Annotated in this window: 11 protein-coding genes, 2 tRNA genes and 3 rRNA genes; 7 read left to right on the top strand and 9 right to left on the bottom strand. The window is 52.8% G+C overall.

Features of this window, described 5'->3' with window-relative positions; all coding sequences use genetic code 11:
• Positions 1–10 precede the first annotated feature (10 nt).
• A complete protein-coding gene (locus VIJ98_RS03980) occupies positions 11–814 on the bottom strand; it encodes an endonuclease/exonuclease/phosphatase family protein (RefSeq protein WP_008105211.1) in 804 nt (267 codons plus the stop codon).
• A 148-nt stretch (positions 815–962) separates the two neighbouring features.
• Positions 963–2,141 carry an MFS transporter gene (locus VIJ98_RS03975; RefSeq protein ID WP_154153852.1) on the bottom strand — a complete coding sequence of 393 codons (1,179 nt, stop codon included), beginning with the start codon at positions 2,139–2,141 and terminating at the stop codon, positions 963–965.
• Positions 2,142–2,240: 99 nt separating this feature from the next.
• Between VIJ98_RS03975 and yafC the strand changes: the two genes are divergently transcribed.
• Positions 2,241–3,149 carry a DNA-binding transcriptional regulator YafC gene (gene yafC / locus VIJ98_RS03970; protein WP_258144640.1) on the top strand — a complete coding sequence of 303 codons (909 nt, stop codon included), beginning with the start codon at positions 2,241–2,243 and terminating at the stop codon, positions 3,147–3,149.
• A 15-nt stretch (positions 3,150–3,164) separates the two neighbouring features.
• Here the strand turns inward: yafC and dkgB are convergent, their stop codons facing one another.
• The 7 genes from dkgB to gmhB all read right to left on the bottom strand — a co-directional run bounded on the left by dkgB (position 3,165) and on the right by gmhB (position 10,330).
• Complete coding sequence (gene dkgB, locus VIJ98_RS03965; RefSeq protein WP_154153858.1) at positions 3,165–3,968, bottom strand: 2,5-didehydrogluconate reductase DkgB; 804 nt, start codon at positions 3,966–3,968, stop codon at positions 3,165–3,167.
• A 169-nt stretch (positions 3,969–4,137) separates the two neighbouring features.
• Positions 4,138–4,214: transfer RNA gene (locus VIJ98_RS03960), tRNA-Asp, on the bottom strand.
• A gap of 102 nt (positions 4,215–4,316) precedes the next feature.
• Positions 4,317–4,432 (bottom strand): 5S ribosomal RNA (gene rrf / locus VIJ98_RS03955).
• Positions 4,433–4,536: 104 nt separating this feature from the next.
• Positions 4,537–7,442, bottom strand: a 23S ribosomal RNA gene (locus VIJ98_RS03950).
• 215 nt (positions 7,443–7,657) lie between these two features.
• Positions 7,658–7,732, bottom strand: a tRNA-Glu gene (locus tag VIJ98_RS03945).
• Positions 7,733–7,821: 89 nt separating this feature from the next.
• A 16S ribosomal RNA gene (locus tag VIJ98_RS03940) occupies positions 7,822–9,361 on the bottom strand.
• Together the 16S, 23S and 5S rRNA genes with 2 tRNA genes alongside form the textbook arrangement of a ribosomal RNA operon.
• A 408-nt stretch (positions 9,362–9,769) precedes the next feature.
• Entirely contained in the window at positions 9,770–10,330 is a 561-nt protein-coding gene (gene gmhB / locus VIJ98_RS03935; RefSeq protein WP_258144638.1) for a D-glycero-beta-D-manno-heptose 1,7-bisphosphate 7-phosphatase, read from the bottom strand.
• 187 nt (positions 10,331–10,517) lie between these two features.
• On the opposite strand from gmhB, the gene metN reads away from it, so the two are divergent.
• The 6 genes from metN to proS all read left to right on the top strand — a co-directional run bounded on the left by metN (position 10,518) and on the right by proS (position 16,090).
• Positions 10,518–11,549 (top strand): methionine ABC transporter ATP-binding protein MetN, encoded by a 1,032-nt coding sequence (metN, locus tag VIJ98_RS03930; protein WP_008108447.1) that lies wholly within the window; start codon positions 10,518–10,520, stop codon positions 11,547–11,549.
• Positions 11,542–12,195 carry a methionine ABC transporter permease MetI gene (locus VIJ98_RS03925; RefSeq protein ID WP_008108449.1) on the top strand — a complete coding sequence of 218 codons (654 nt, stop codon included), beginning with the start codon at positions 11,542–11,544 and terminating at the stop codon, positions 12,193–12,195. The genes metN and VIJ98_RS03925 overlap by 8 nt, the downstream gene beginning before the upstream one ends.
• A gap of 37 nt (positions 12,196–12,232) precedes the next feature.
• A complete protein-coding gene (locus VIJ98_RS03920; RefSeq protein WP_008108451.1) occupies positions 12,233–13,048 on the top strand; it encodes a MetQ/NlpA family lipoprotein in 816 nt (271 codons plus the stop codon).
• A 128-nt stretch (positions 13,049–13,176) separates the two neighbouring features.
• Positions 13,177–13,578 carry an Rcs stress response system protein RcsF gene (gene rcsF / locus VIJ98_RS03915; RefSeq protein WP_061718072.1) on the top strand — a complete coding sequence of 134 codons (402 nt, stop codon included), beginning with the start codon at positions 13,177–13,179 and terminating at the stop codon, positions 13,576–13,578.
• Positions 13,575–14,282, top strand: a complete 708-nt coding sequence (gene tsaA / locus VIJ98_RS03910; protein ID WP_323272370.1) for a tRNA (N6-threonylcarbamoyladenosine(37)-N6)-methyltransferase TrmO — start codon at positions 13,575–13,577, stop codon at positions 14,280–14,282. Before rcsF ends, tsaA begins: the two co-directional genes overlap by 4 nt.
• A gap of 89 nt (positions 14,283–14,371) precedes the next feature.
• Positions 14,372–16,090, top strand: a complete 1,719-nt coding sequence (gene proS / locus VIJ98_RS03905) for a proline--tRNA ligase (RefSeq protein ID WP_154154053.1) — start codon at positions 14,372–14,374, stop codon at positions 16,088–16,090.
• The last annotated feature ends 3 nt before the right edge of the window (positions 16,091–16,093 follow it).

The following is a 16,093-nucleotide window of genomic DNA, read 5'->3' as shown; positions in this document are numbered from 1 at the left end:
GTGTATTGGCTTAACGCTCGATACCGTAGAGAGAGTTGAACTCAACCAATAGCGGATTGTGATCTGATGCGCGCGTCACCAGCACTGAAGCCTCACTGACCTTCATATCACGATAGAAAACGAAATCCAGTGGGCGACCGAAAGCTTTGCGACGATGGTCATCGGTGAAGTTCACTTCACGCAGTGACATCTCCCGCGCAAAGCGATACAGCGCATTCATACGCTGACGACTCCAGGCGTTAAAATCCCCCGCCATGATCACCGGGCCGCGATGATGCTGAATCTGTTCGCCAATCGGCCCGAGTTGTTTGCTGTAGACATCGACACCGAGACTGAAATTGACTGCATGGATATTTACTACCATCAGCATTTCGCCAGTCGGCAACGGATATGCCGTGACCAGCGCAGATTTGGCTAAACGCAGCAACGGTTCACGCTCGCGAAGTGGGCAGCAATAAACAGGATGCGCAGATGCCAGCGTCATGACGCCAGAAGGATGTTGCGGTAGAACAAAGGCTGGCACCTGATCGGCCGCGAGATAGTTACTGGTGGCGAATTTGACCAGTTCGGGCGTAGCTTGCGCCTCCTGCAGTAGAACAAGGTGGGCATCTTTGCCAAAACCTTGCAGCACCGACATCCAGTCTGCGCGTTGTTGCTTGAAGATATTCCAGACTAAGACTCGCAGTGTGGGATCGGCTGGCAAAGGTGCGCCAGGCGGTAATGCCTGCCCAAGATGCAGCATTGCCCCCGGCGGAAAGATCCGCTCTGCTGGCTGACCTGCTACATAACGCATTGAATAAGTTTTTTTCCGCACTTTCCCGCCTGACTGGTTTACGACTCGTACTTCACCTGACTGTTATAGGGATTTTAGCGCGGGGTTTCAATTGGTGTTCTTGATTGTCGGAATTCGCCTCACAGCATACCAATGCAAAAGCCTGCCAGTTGGCAGGCTTTTGCGCGTGTTATTCCATCGCTATCGCCGTTTGAGGTTTATCGAGTTGACCACTCAATCGCACCAGCAGCAGCGCGCCAAGCACAATCACCGCACCAACCCACGGCGTTTGCGCCAGTCCGTAATGCTCGACAATATAACCACCTACCGTGGAACCCAGAGCGATACCGATATTGAAGGCCGCAATATTGAGGCCTGATGCAACATCTACCGCGCCTGGCGCATGATGTTCAGCTTTCTGCACCACGTAAACCTGCAAACCCGGCACGTTGGCAAAGGCGAAGATACCCATAACTAATACTGTTGCCACTGACATAAAGTGCATGCTGGCGGTGAACTGGAACACCATCAGCAGAATGGCCAGCGCCATAAAGATCAGTGTTAATGCAGGAACCGCGCCACGGCGATCGGCCAGCTTGCCGCCCCAGATATTACCAATGGCGACCGACACACCATAACCCAGCAGAATCACACTCACCGCGGTAGGCGAAAAGCCAGCCAGCGACTGCATCATTGGCGCAAGAAATGTGAAGGCAGTAAATACGCCACCATAACCCAGCGCGGTAATCGCATAAATCAGCAGCAGACGTGGGTTGATCATCACACGCGCTTGCTGTGCTAACGTTGTTGCCGGTGGTTGAGCAATATTACGCGGGATAAGCAGTTGGCTTGCCACCAGAGCGATGACGCCCAGCAATGACACAGCCAGGAAACTTTCACGCCAGCCAAAGTGTTGCCCGATGAGCGTACCCAACGGCACGCCAGTTACCAACGCTACGGTCAAACCGCCAAACATGATGGCAATCGCACTCGCTGCCTTCTCTTTGCTTACGAGGCTGGTCGCTATCGTGGAACCGACAGAGAAGAACACACCGTGAGCAAGGCCGGTAAGCAATCGGGCAATGACCAGCGTTTCATAGTTTGGTGCCAACCAGGCAACCAGGTTGCCAACGGTGAAGAGCACCATCAATCCCATTAATAATTGCTTACGCGCTAACTTACCGGTCAAAGCTGTCAACACCGGAGCGCCAACGGCAACGCCCAAAGCATAAATAGAGACCAGCATTCCTGCGGAAGGCAGCGTAATACTGAGTTGTTCAGCGATGGTTGGGATCAGCCCGACAATAACAAATTCTGTCGTTCCGATCGCATAGGCACTGATTGTCAGCGCCCAAAGTGCAAGTGGCATGATTAACTCCCATGAAGTTTTGATGGGCGCTAGTATTGCCTCATGCTTTAATGACAAAAAGATGCAAAGTTAGAATAGACTTTTGCTTTTGGAGGGATAATGAAAGCATCGTCAGATGAGCTTAAGGTATTTATCGCTGTGGTGGAGAGCGGCAGCTTTAGTCGGGCAGCAGAACAGTTGCAGATGGCCAATTCAGCGGTAAGCCGCACGGTTAAAAAGCTGGAGAATAAGCTAGGTGTCTCGCTCTTGACGCGCACTACGCGTCAGTTAGCGCTCACTCATGAAGGAGAGCACTATTTTCGCCGCGTGCAAAAGTTGATGCAGGAGATGTCGACCGCCGAGGGCGAGTTGATTGAGCGTCAGCTGGCACCTCAGGGCGTGCTACGTATTGATGCAGCTACGCCCGTGATTCTGCATCTGTTACTGCCGATGATTAAACCCTTTCGTGAGCGCTATCCAGACGTCACGCTATCGCTAATCTCTTCGGAGAGCTTTATTAACCTCATCGAACGTAAAGTCGATGTGGCGATTCGCGCCGGCAATTTGACGGATTCTACGTTGCGCGCTCGTCTGCTCTTTATTAGTTATCGCAAATTAGTGGCCACGCCGGCTTATCTGGCGAAATATGGCGTACCAGCATCGGCAGCTGATTTAGTGCAGCATGAATGCCTTGGCTTCGTTGAAACGCCACGCTTAAATCGCTGGCCTGTCGCAGATGAAGGTGGCGAGCTTTATGACATCACGCCGGGTATGTCATCTAACAGCGGCGAAACGCTCAAACAGCTAGTGCTAGGCGATCAAGGTATCGCGTGTTTATCAGATTTTATGGTGGATAAAGAGATAGCGGATGGCACTTTTATTGAGCTGCTAGCTGAACATCGCGTTCCAGTCGAGATGCCCTTTAATGCGGTCTATTACAGCGACTTGGGAGTTAGTCAGCGCGTTCGGGCGTTTATCGATTTTCTAAGTGAATGGGTTAAAGATCAGCCCTGGCGAGTGCAGGGCTGAAGAGGTAAGTAGCGATCAATCCCAGTCTGGTGCCAGACCTTCAGGACTCACTAAACGCTGCTGACGATCCAGCGCGGCAATATTTGCCATATCTTGATCATCTAACTGCAGATCAACTGCTGCCATGTTGCTCGCCAGATTTTCACGTTTGGTGGATGACGGGATCACCGCGTAACCTAACGTCATCGCCCATGCCAGAACCACCTGAGCTGGAGTGGCTTTGTGCTTCTGTGCAATCGCGTCGATTACCTGATCTTTCAGCGCATCGCCATAAGCCAGCGTCATATAAGAAGTGATGTGAAGACCATTCTTTTGAGCAAATTCAACCACCTGACGGTTCTGCAGGAAAGGATGCAGCTCAATCTGGTTAGTGGCGATATTTTCCGCACCAACCGCGTCAATCGCCTCTTTCATCAAGGCGATTGGGAAGTTTGAGATACCAATCTGACGCGTTAGACCTGCTTCTTTTGCTGCCATCAGTGCCAACATGCTCTCTTTCACTGATACCGCCGCTCCCGGAGAAGGCCAGTGGATCAAGGTGAGATCGACATAATCGGTGCGCAGTTTTGCCAGGCTCTCTTCCAAGCTGGGAATCAACTTCTCTGCCGAAAGATTCTCAATCCAGATCTTGGTGGTAACGAACAAGTCGCCACGTACTACGCCACTTTCAGCAATCGCCTGACCCACAGCCGCTTCATTTTCATAGATTTGCGCGGTATCAATTGTGCGATAGCCAAGTTCCAGAGCAGTTTTAACTGAATGGATTACAACATCGTCTTGCAGACGGAAAGTACCTAAACCAAAGGCGGGGATTGTCATGATTTCCTCATCGGATAGCGTTATGTTTCGATGGGAACTATTCTGGCAGGTTTATTGTTGCTGAAAAATCCGCTTATAAGCAGAAGAATTTTGATTTTTTATCAACAATATTAGCGGAATTACAGACATGAAAAAGCCCTGACTTTTCAGTCAGGGCTTATCAATTAAGTGGCGGAACGGACGGGGCTCGAACCCGCGACCCCCTGCGTGACAGGCAGGTATTCTAACCAACTGAACTACCGCTCCACCGATTCTGTACTGATATCAGACAATCGTTCTGATTTCAGGTGTTTCGCCCTTCCCGCGTCACTGGGAAGGTCACGACCCGATAGTGGGTCTTAAATTGATGCCTGGCAGTTCCCTACTCTCGCATGGGGAGACCCCACACTACCATCGGCGCTACGGCGTTTCACTTCTGAGTTCGGCATGGGGTCAGGTGGGACCACCGCGCTAAAGCCGCCAGGCAAATTCCTGCGCAAAAACGAATAACATTCGCTTCCGCTAAATCTTTAATCCGTAAAACAAGCTGAAAATCCGGTCTCTCAGACCAAAACGCCTCTGGCGTTGTAAGGTTAAGCCTCACGGGTCATTAGTACCGGTTAGCTCAACGCATCGCTGCGCTTACACATCCGGCCTATCAACGTCGTAGTCTTCAACGTCCCTTCAGGACTCTCAAGGAGTCAGGGAGAACTCATCTCGGGGCAAGTTTCGTGCTTAGATGCTTTCAGCACTTATCTTTTCCGCACTTAGCTACCGGGCAATGCCATTGGCATGACAACCCGAACACCAGTGGTGCGTTCACTCCGGTCCTCTCGTACTAGGAGCAACCCCCCTCAATTCTCCAGCGCCCACGGCAGATAGGGACCGAACTGTCTCACGACGTTCTAAACCCAGCTCGCGTACCACTTTAAACGGCGAACAGCCGTACCCTTGGGACCTACTTCAGCCCCAGGATGTGATGAGCCGACATCGAGGTGCCAAACACCGCCGTCGATATGAACTCTTGGGCGGTATCAGCCTGTTATCCCCGGAGTACCTTTTATCCGTTGAGCGATGGCCCTTCCATTCAGAACCACCGGATCACTATGACCTGCTTTCGCACCTGCTCGAGCCGTCACTCTCGCAGTCAAGCTGGCTTATGCCATTGCACTAACCTCCTGATGTCCGACCAGGATTAGCCAACCTTCGTGCTCCTCCGTTACTCTTTGGGAGGAGACCGCCCCAGTCAAACTACCCACCAGACACTGTCCGCAGCCCGGATCACGGGCCTACGTTAGAACATCAAACATTAAAGGGTGGTATTTCAAGGTTGGCTCCACGCAGACTGGCGTCCACGCTTCAAAGCCTCCCACCTATCCTACACATCAAGGCTCAATGTTCAGTGTCAAGCTATAGTAAAGGTTCACGGGGTCTTTCCGTCTTGCCGCGGGTACACTGCATCTTCACAGCGATTTCAATTTCACTGAGTCTCGGGTGGAGACAGCCTGGCCATCATTACGCCATTCGTGCAGGTCGGAACTTACCCGACAAGGAATTTCGCTACCTTAGGACCGTTATAGTTACGGCCGCCGTTTACCGGGGCTTCGATCAAGAGCTTCTCCTTGCGGATAACCCCATCAATTAACCTTCCGGCACCGGGCAGGCGTCACACCGTATACGTCCACTTTCGTGTTTGCACAGTGCTGTGTTTTTAATAAACAGTTGCAGCCAGCTGGTATCTTCGACTGGCTTCGGCTCGGGGAGCAAGTCCCTCTACCTACGCGCCAGCGTGCCTTCTCCCGAAGTTACGGCACCATTTTGCCTAGTTCCTTCACCCGAGTTCTCTCAAGCGCCTTGGTATTCTCTACCTGACCACCTGTGTCGGTTTGGGGTACGATTTCGTGTTACCTGGAGCTTAGAGGCTTTTCCTGGAAGCAGGGCATCAGTTACTTCATCACCGTAGTGACTCGTCATCACGCCTCAGCCTTAAGATATCCCGGATTTACCAAAGATATCAGCCTACACGCTTAAACCGGGACAACCGTCGCCCGGATAACCTAGCCTTCTCCGTCCCCCCTTCGCAGTAACACCAAGTGCAGGAATATTAACCTGCTTCCCATCGACTACGCTTTTCAGCCTCGCCTTAGGGGTCGACTCACCCTGCTCCGATTAACGTTGAACAGGAACCCTTGGTCTTCCGGCGAGCGGGCTTTTCACCCGCTTTATCGTTACTTATGTCAGCATTCGCACTTCTGATACCTCCAGCACCCCTCACAGGACACCTTCAACGGCTTACAGAACGCTCCCCTACCCAACAACACATAGTGTCGCTGCCGCAGCTTCGGTGCATGGTTTAGCCCCGTTACATCTTCCGCGCAGGCCGACTCGACCAGTGAGCTATTACGCTTTCTTTAAATGATGGCTGCTTCTAAGCCAACATCCTGGCTGTCTGTGCCTTCCCACATCGTTTCCCACTTAACCATGACTTTGGGACCTTAGCTGGCGGTCTGGGTTGTTTCCCTCTTCACGACGGACGTTAGCACCCGCCGTGTGTCTCCCGTGATAACATTCTTCGGTATTCGCAGTTTGCATCGGGTTGGTAAGCCGGGATGGCCCCCTAGCCGAAACAGTGCTCTACCCCCGAAGATGAGTTCACGAGGCGCTACCTAAATAGCTTTCGGGGAGAACCAGCTATCTCCCGGTTTGATTGGCCTTTCACCCCCAGCCACAAGTCATCCGCTAATTTTTCAACATTAGTCGGTTCGGTCCTCCAGTTAGTGTTACCCAACCTTCAACCTGCCCATGGCTAGATCACCGGGTTTCGGGTCTATACCCTGCAACTTAACGCCCAGTTAAGACTCGGTTTCCCTGCGGCTCCCCTATACGGTTAACCTTGCTACAGAATATAAGTCGCTGACCCATTATACAAAAGGTACGCAGTCACCCCATAAATGAGGCTCCCACTGCTTGTACGTACACGGTTTCAGGTTCTGTTTCACTCCCCTCGCCGGGGTTCTTTTCGCCTTTCCCTCACGGTACTGGTTCACTATCGGTCAGTCAGGAGTATTTAGCCTTGGAGGATGGTCCCCCCATATTCAGACAGGATACCACGTGTCCCGCCCTACTCTTCGAACTCACAGTATGTGCACTTTCGTGTACGGGGCTATCACCCGGTATCGCGCGACTTTCCAGACGCTTCCACTAACGCACAAACTGATTCAGGTTCTGGGCTGTTCCCCGTTCGCTCGCCGCTACTGGGGGAATCTCGGTTGATTTCTTTTCCTCTGGGTACTTAGATGTTTCAGTTCCCCAGGTTCGCCTCGCAACACTATGTATTCATGTTGCGATGATGCACTGAGTGCACCGGGTTTCCCCATTCGGACATCGTCGGCTGTAGCGGTTCATATCACCTTACCGACGCTTTACGCAGATTAGCACGTCCTTCATCGCCTCTGACTGCCAGGGCATCCACCGTGTACGCTTAGTCGCTTAACCTCACAACCCACAGGCGTTTTGCAACGCGTGCAGACTGCAAGCATTTGAGAGACTCGAACATGTTGTTATTCATTTCCTATTACGGAGAAATGAACCAACACGTCGTTTCAATTTTCAGCTTGTTCCGGATTGTTAAAGAGCAATATCTCAAACATGACGGTTAAGTCAGTTTTGAGATACTTCGTGGAGACACCTTTCACCTGTCACCAAGCAAGTGGCGTCCCCTAGGGGATTCGAACCCCTGTTGCCGCCGTGAAAGGGCGGAGTCCTAACCGCTAGACGAAGGGGACACGAGTAGTGTCACGACTTCGCAGCCGTCTTGCTCATTACTTTTTATCAGACAATCTGTGTGAGCACTGCGCGGGAAGGTATCTTCAGGTAAGGAGGTGATCCAACCGCAGGTTCCCCTACGGTTACCTTGTTACGACTTCACCCCAGTCATGAATCACAAAGTGGTAAGCGCCCTCCCGAAGGTTAAGCTACCTACTTCTTTTGCAACCCACTCCCATGGTGTGACGGGCGGTGTGTACAAGGCCCGGGAACGTATTCACCGTAGCATTCTGATCTACGATTACTAGCGATTCCGACTTCACGGAGTCGAGTTGCAGACTCCGATCCGGACTACGACGCACTTTATGAGGTCCGCTTGCTCTCGCGAGGTCGCTTCTCTTTGTATGCGCCATTGTAGCACGTGTGTAGCCCTACTCGTAAGGGCCATGATGACTTGACGTCATCCCCACCTTCCTCCAGTTTATCACTGGCAGTCTCCTTTGAGTTCCCGGCCGAACCGCTGGCAACAAAGGATAAGGGTTGCGCTCGTTGCGGGACTTAACCCAACATTTCACAACACGAGCTGACGACAGCCATGCAGCACCTGTCTCAGAGTTCCCGAAGGCACCAAAGCATCTCTGCTAAGTTCTCTGGATGTCAAGAGTAGGTAAGGTTCTTCGCGTTGCATCGAATTAAACCACATGCTCCACCGCTTGTGCGGGCCCCCGTCAATTCATTTGAGTTTTAACCTTGCGGCCGTACTCCCCAGGCGGTCGACTTAACGCGTTAGCTCCGGAAGCCACTCCTCAAGGGAACAACCTCCAAGTCGACATCGTTTACGGCGTGGACTACCAGGGTATCTAATCCTGTTTGCTCCCCACGCTTTCGCACCTGAGCGTCAGTCTTTGTCCAGGGGGCCGCCTTCGCCACCGGTATTCCTCCAGATCTCTACGCATTTCACCGCTACACCTGGAATTCTACCCCCCTCTACAAGACTCTAGCCTGCCAGTTTCGAATGCAGTTCCCAGGTTAAGCCCGGGGATTTCACATCCGACTTGACAGACCGCCTGCGTGCGCTTTACGCCCAGTAATTCCGATTAACGCTTGCACCCTCCGTATTACCGCGGCTGCTGGCACGGAGTTAGCCGGTGCTTCTTCTGCGGGTAACGTCAATCGGTGAAGTTATTAACTCCACCGCCTTCCTCCCCGCTGAAAGTACTTTACAACCCGAAGGCCTTCTTCATACACGCGGCATGGCTGCATCAGGCTTGCGCCCATTGTGCAATATTCCCCACTGCTGCCTCCCGTAGGAGTCTGGACCGTGTCTCAGTTCCAGTGTGGCTGGTCATCCTCTCAGACCAGCTAGGGATCGTCGCCTAGGTGAGCCATTACCCCACCTACTAGCTAATCCCATCTGGGCACATCCGATGGTGTGAGGCCCGAAGGTCCCCCACTTTGGTCTTGCGACGTTATGCGGTATTAGCTACCGTTTCCAGTAGTTATCCCCCTCCATCGGGCAGTTTCCCAGACATTACTCACCCGTCCGCCACTCGTCACCCGAGAGCAAGCTCTCTGTGCTACCGTTCGACTTGCATGTGTTAGGCCTGCCGCCAGCGTTCAATCTGAGCCATGATCAAACTCTTCAATTTAAGTTTGATTTGCTGAAACAAGTTCAGCGGTGCTCATCTGTAAAACGTCATAATGAATTTCATTATGTGTTCACTCGTGAGGCTTTGATATTTTTTACGTCCGGAGACGCTGATATCAATCCTGCGAGTGCCCACACAGATTGTCTGATAAATTGTTAAAGAGCGTTGCGAACAGCGGCTGAACCGTCTGTCGCGAGGTGGCGTATACTACGCTACTCTCCTTCGGAGTCAAACACTTTTTTCAGCGTTTTCATCCGGCGGGATGAATTTCTTCACTCCCTGCTGAGCCGTCTGCGTTGCCGCTTTGCCGTCTCAGTGGTGGCGCATTATAGGGAGTTATTCGGAGCTGACAAGTGCAAATTTCAAGTTTTTTGCTGTTCGCTTGAAATTTGCGCAAAAGGCCCGTTTTTAGGCCTTTTTGATGCGTGCAGGCAGCTCTGCCAGACTATTAATCACCCAATCTGCCGCTGCTTCACCTTCTGCCGTTACCGGCTTACCGCTACGTACCAGTACTTTCGTACCTACACCCGCTGCTAACGCCGCCTGCATATCTTCTATTTTGTCGCCTACCATATAAGAAGAAGCCATATCGATATCCAGATGCTGCTGCGCGGAGAGCAACATGCCCGGCTGCGGCTTACGGCAATCACACTGCTGGCGATACGCTTCTACTGTGGCATCGGGCAAATGCGGACAGAAATAGATGCCATCCAGATCAACATCGCGATCGGCCAGCGACCAATCCATCCATTCGGTGAGCTGCATAAACTGATCTTCGGTAAACATGCCACGCGCAATGCCCGACTGGTTCGTCACCAGTACCAGCGCATAGCCCATCTTCTTCAGCGCCTGTAACGCTTCGATGGTGCCATCAATGAACTCGAAATTATCGATTTCATGAACATAGCCGTGATCGACATTCAATGTGCCATCACGATCAAGAAAAATAGCCGGGACTTTATTCGCCACGTAGAAACTCCTGCTGAAAATGTGTCGCTAAGTATCGCATGATTGCGTATAGCGAGAGAATGGCAGTTTGAATGACTTCCATTGATTTAGCCGTCTGGATGCCTTAACATCCATCCAAATTTCGCACAGCCCTGCTGAGTGAAGCCCGATACACCACGGACTATGCAACACGATAATAAATAAACTAATGATTAAACTTGAGAATATCACCAAAGTGTTCCAGCAAGGTTCACGCACCATTCAGGCGCTATCAAACGTCAGCCTGCACGTGCCTGCTGGACAGATTTATGGCGTCATCGGTTCATCCGGTGCCGGTAAAAGTACACTGATTCGCTGCGTCAATCTGCTGGAGCGCCCAACCTCTGGACGCGTACTGGTTGATGGCCAGGAATTAACTACCCTTTCATCTGGTCAATTGACGCTGGCACGCCGCCAGATTGGCATGATTTTCCAGCACTTTAACCTGATGAACTCCCGCACCGTCTCCGGCAACGTGGCGCTGCCATTGGAGTTGGGCAATCTTTCACGCGAACAGATAAAGAAGCGCGTTAGCGAATTGCTGGATCTGGTGGGATTATCTGACAAGCATGATAGCTGGCCAGCAAATCTTTCTGGCGGACAAAAGCAGCGTGTCGCGATTGCCCGTGCGCTGGCAAGCAATCCAAAAGTGCTGCTGTGTGATGAAGCCACCAGCGCACTGGATCCTGCCACCACGCGTTCGATTCTGGAGCTGCTGAAAGACATTAACCGTCGTCTCGGCATTACCATTCTATTGATCACTCATGAAATGGATGTGGTGAAACGCATCTGCGATCAGGTTGCGGTCATCAGCAACGGTGAGTTAATAGAGAAAGACAGCGTGAGCGAAGTGTTCTCACATCCTAAAACGCCACTGGCGCAGCAATTCATTCAGTCAACGCTGCATCTGGATATCCCCGACGACTATCAACAGCGCATGGCGCCTCAGGCAACAGCCGAAAGCGTGCCGCTGCTGCGTCTGGAGTTCACCGGCAAATCGGTTGATGCTCCGCTGCTCTCTGAAGCGGCTCGTCGCTTCAACGTTAATAACAACATTATCAGTGCGCAGATGGATTACGCCGGTGGCGTGAAGTTCGGCATCATGCTGGCTGAGATGGATGGCAGTGAAACAGATACACAAGCCGCAATTGCCTGGCTGAAAGAAAATCATGTGAAAGTAGAGGTGTTGGGTTATGTCTGAAGCGATGATGTGGTTACTGACGCGCGGCGTCTGGGAAACGCTGATGATGACCTTTGTCTCTGGTTTCTTTGGTTTTGTCCTCGGTCTTCCGGTGGGCGTGCTGCTGTATGTGACGCGTCCCGGCCAGATTCTGGCCAACAACGCGCTTTATCGCGTGCTGTCGGCGCTGGTGAATATCTTCCGTTCGATTCCGTTCATTATCCTGCTGGTGTGGATGATTCCGTTCACCCGCGCCATCGTCGGAACCTCGATTGGCCTGCAAGCCGCTATCGTGCCGCTGACCGTGGGCGCCGCGCCGTTTATTGCACGTATGGTGGAAAACGCCCTGCTGGAGCTGCCAACCGGTTTGATCGAAGCATCACGCGCCATGGGCGCCACGCCGCTGCAAATCGTGCGTAAAGTCCTGCTGCCGGAAGCGCTGCCAGGTCTGGTGAATGCCGCTACAATTACCCTGATTACGCTGGTTGGCTACTCCGCAATGGGCGGAGCGGTTGGCGCTGGCGGTTTGGGTCAGATTGGCTACCAATACGGTTACATCGGCTATAACGCGACTGTGATGAACACCGTGCTGGTTCTGCTGGTTGTGCTGGTCTATTTAATCCAATTCTGTGGCGACCGCATCGTACGTGCTGTGTCCCATAAGTAAGCAAGCAACATCAATAGTCCTCTATTAAGGAAGGGATATGTCTTTTACATTTAAAAAGATTGCCGCTGTGGGTGCTCTGATTGGCGCAATTGCGCTGGCAGGATGCGATCAGAAAGCGAAAGATCCAAACCATATTAAAGTGGGTGTGATCGTCGGTGCTGAGCAGCAGGTTGCTGAAACTGCGGTGAAAGTGGCGAAAGAGAAATATGGCCTCGACGTTGAGCTGGTGACCTTTAACGATTACGTGTTGCCAAACGAAGCGCTGAGCAAAGGTGATATCGACGCTAACGCCTTCCAGCACAAACCGTATCTGGATCAGCAGATCAAAGATCGCGGCTACAAGCTGACTGCGGTGGCGAACACCTTCGTTTACCCAATCGCCGGCTATTCGAAGAAAATCAAATCACTGGATGAGTTGCAGGACGGTTCACAGATCGCCATTCCAAACGATCCAACCAACCTGGGACGTTCTCTGCTGCTGCTGCAGAAAGTGGGCCTGATCAAACTGAAAGATGGCGTTGGTCTGCTGCCAACTTCACTGGATATCACCGAGAACCCGAAAAAACTGAAGATTGTTGAGCTGGAAGCGCCGCAGCTGCCACGTTCACTTGACGATCAGCAGATCGCTCTGGCGGTGATCAACACCACTTACGCTAGCCAGATTGGTCTGACGCCAGCGAAAGATGGCATCTTCGTGGAAGACAAAGATTCACCTTACGTGAACCTGATCGTGACCCGTGAAGACAACAAAGACGCTGAGAACGTGAAGAAGTTTGTTGAAGCCTACCAGTCAGACGAAGTGTCTGAAGCGGCCAACAAGATCTTCAACGGCGGCGCAGTGAAAGGCTGGTAATTTTCACCTTTCATGCCTTGCAGGGCGGCTTCGGCCGCCCTTTCTTTTGCCATAAATTGCACCTGACTTGTTATTTATTGTCGTCCTTGTTTCAATAACGCCACTTTTTATTACTTGAGGATGTTGCCATGCGTTTTTTACCGCTCTGCTTGTTGGCATTGATGCTAACCGGGTGTGTGCGTGAATATCACCCGATAAGCAGTGCTCCTTCTCGCCCGCAACAGGCATCCAGCGAGCCAGAACGCAAACCGACTCCACGTCCTGCGCCGGTGAAGATCTACACCGATGCGGCCGATCTGGTCAGCAACCCGTTCCGCGATTTGGGCGAAGTGTCCGCTGAAGATTGCCAGAGCAGCAGCCAGGATTCGCCTCCTAACATCAACACTGCGCGTAAGCGCCTGCAGATCCGAGCGGCTGGCATGAAAGCCAATGCTGTCCTGCTGCATAAGTGCGAAATTGTCACCAGCACGCCGGGATGCTATCGCCAGGCCATTTGCCAGGGCTCCGCACTGAAAGTCTCGAATCAATGAGTGACTTTGCCTTCGCGCAAATCGGCGTGATTCGTTCGCCGTGGAAAGAGAAGTTTGCCGTCCCGCGCCAGCCCGGTCTGGTGCAGGACGGCGGCGGCGAGCTGCATTTGCTGCCGCCTTATAATCAGCCGGAAGCGGTGCGCGGGCTCGAAGAATTCAGTCATTTGTGGGTGCTGTTTGTGTTTCACCAAACCATGGAAGGTGGCTGGCGTCCGACCGTACGTCCACCGCGCCTCGGCGGCAATGCGCGTATGGGCGTGTTTGCCACCCGTTCAACCTTCCGCCCCAATCCTGTCGGCATGTCGCTGGTTGAGTTAAAAGGCATTCGCTGCGAGAAGCAGCAGGTGATCTTGCAGCTCGGCAGCCTCGATTTAGTCGATGGCACGCCGGTGGTGGATATCAAACCTTATCTACCATTTGCCGAAGCGCTGCCAGATGCGCGCGCCGGATTTGCGCAAGCGGCACCTGATGCCAGTATGCCGGTACGCTTTTCGCCGCTGGCGCAGAACCAGCTTCAACAGCAGCAGAAAACCTATCCACAACTAGCGCGTTTCATCAGTGAGGTGCTAGCGCAGGATCCGCGTCCGGCTTACCGTAAAGGTGAGACCGAAGATCGTGAATATGCCGCCTGGCTACTCGACTTTAACGTGCGCTGGCGCATTGATGCGGCAGGGACCGAGGTGATCGCCCTCGATCCCCGTTAAAACGCGCTTTTGAGTGATTGTTCTCGCTGGTACACTAGCCGCCAGAAAAAATTTGTCAGTCTCCTTCCGTATAAATGGAATCGTAATTAATGCGTACTACTCAATATCTGCTCTCCACTCTGAAGGAGACACCTTCCGATGCAGAAGTGATCAGCCACCAGCTGATGCTGCGCGCCGGCATGATCCGCAAACTGGCTTCTGGTCTTTACACCTGGTTGCCGACCGGTATTCGCGTGCTGCGAAAAGTTGAAAACATCGTGCGTGAAGAGATGAACAACGCCGGTGCGATTGAGATCTCCATGCCGGTGGTTCAGCCTGCCGATCTGTGGGAAGAGAGTGGCCGTTGGGAGCAGTACGGCCCGGAACTGCTGCGCGTTAAAGATCGTCACGAACGTCCCTTCGTGCTGGGTCCAACCCACGAAGAAGTGGTCACCGATCTGATCCGCAACGAGCTGAGCTCTTATAAGCAGTTGCCGATCAATCTGTATCAGATCCAGACCAAATTCCGCGATGAAGTGCGCCCGCGTTTTGGTGTGATGCGTTCACGCGAGTTCATCATGAAAGATGCCTACTCGTTCCACACCACGCAGGAATCGCTGCAGGAAACCTACGACGCGATGTACCGCGCATATAGCCAGAGCTTCAGCCGTATGGGCCTGGATTTCCGCGCCGTACAAGCTGACACCGGTTCTATCGGCGGCAGCGCATCACATGAATTCCAGGTGCTGGCGCTGAGTGGTGAAGATGACGTGATCTTCTCTAGCGAATCCGATTACGCGGCCAACATTGAGAAAGCCGAAGCCTTAGCGCCAGCTGGCGAGCGTCCGCAGGCAACTGCCGCTATGACGCAGTTCGATACGCCAAACGCCAAGACTATCGCCGAGTTGGTTGAACAACATCAGCTGCCGATTGAGAAAACTGTTAAGACGCTGTTCGTCAAAGCCAGCGAAGAGAGCGGCCATACGCTGGTTGCCCTGCTGCTGCGCGGCGATCATCAGCTGAACGAAATCAAAGCCGAGAAGCTGGATATCGTCGCTGAACCGCTGGAGATGGCGAGCGAAGAACAAATTCGCGCGCTGCTCGGTGCCGGTCCAGGCTCACTCGGCCCGGTCGGTTTGACCATGCCAGTGATCGCCGATCGTACCGTGGCGAAAACCAGCGACTTCTGCGCCGGCGCTAACATTGATGGCAAGCATTTGAGCGGCATCAACTGGGGACGCGATCTGCCAGAACCACGTGTGGAAGATATCCGTAACGTGGTGGAAGGCGATCCAAGCCCAGACGGCAAAGGCACGCTGCAGATTAAACGCGGTATCGAAGTGGGCCACATTTTCCAGCTGGGTACCAAGTACTCCGAAGCAATGAAAGCGGCGGTACAGGGCGAAGATGGTCGTAACCAGGTGATGACCATGGGCTGCTACGGTATCGGTATCACGCGCGTTGTAGCGGCTGCGATTGAGCAGAACAACGATGAGCGCGGCATCATCTGGCCTGCAGCATTAGCACCGTTTGAAGTGGCGATTCTGCCAATGAACATGCACAAATCTTTCCGTGTGCAGCAGTTGGCTGAAGAGCTGTACAACACGCTGCGTGCCAAAGGCATTGACGTGATTCTGGATGACCGCAAAGAGCGTCCAGGCGTGATGTTTGCGGATATGGAGCTGATTGGCGTGCCGCACACCATCGTGATTGGCGATCGTAATCTCGATAACGAAGAGATCGAGTACAAGGCGCGTACCGCCAGCGAGAAGCAGATGATTAAGCAACATGACATCGTCGACTTCCTGGCGAAAGCCCTGAACAAGTAACGC

This window comes from Pantoea sp. S18 (assembly GCF_045689705.1).
Classification (GTDB): Bacteria; Pseudomonadota; Gammaproteobacteria; order Enterobacterales; family Enterobacteriaceae; genus Pantoea; species Pantoea symbiotica.
Note: the sequence above shows the minus strand (reverse complement) of the source record. Positions and strands in the feature narration are given on the sequence as shown.

Bases quoted from the DNA above. Each gene is read 5' to 3' on its own strand.
- tsaA (WP_323272370.1), top strand. From the start codon at position 13,575: ATGAGTGACTTTGCCTTCGCGCAAATCGGCGTGATTCGTTCGCCGTGG.
- VIJ98_RS03920 (WP_008108451.1), top strand. From the start codon at position 12,233: ATGTCTTTTACATTTAAAAAGATTGCCGCTGTGGGTGCTCTGATTGGC.
- proS (WP_154154053.1), top strand. From the start codon at position 14,372: ATGCGTACTACTCAATATCTGCTCTCCACTCTGAAGGAGACACCTTCC.
- dkgB (WP_154153858.1), bottom strand. From the start codon at position 3,968: ATGACAATCCCCGCCTTTGGTTTAGGTACTTTCCGTCTGCAAGACGAT.
- metN (WP_008108447.1), top strand. From the start codon at position 10,518: ATGATTAAACTTGAGAATATCACCAAAGTGTTCCAGCAAGGTTCACGC.
- VIJ98_RS03925 (WP_008108449.1), top strand. From the start codon at position 11,542: ATGTCTGAAGCGATGATGTGGTTACTGACGCGCGGCGTCTGGGAAACG.
- VIJ98_RS03975 (WP_154153852.1), bottom strand. From the start codon at position 2,141: ATGCCACTTGCACTTTGGGCGCTGACAATCAGTGCCTATGCGATCGGA.
- yafC (WP_258144640.1), top strand. From the start codon at position 2,241: ATGAAAGCATCGTCAGATGAGCTTAAGGTATTTATCGCTGTGGTGGAG.
- rcsF (WP_061718072.1), top strand. From the start codon at position 13,177: ATGCGTTTTTTACCGCTCTGCTTGTTGGCATTGATGCTAACCGGGTGT.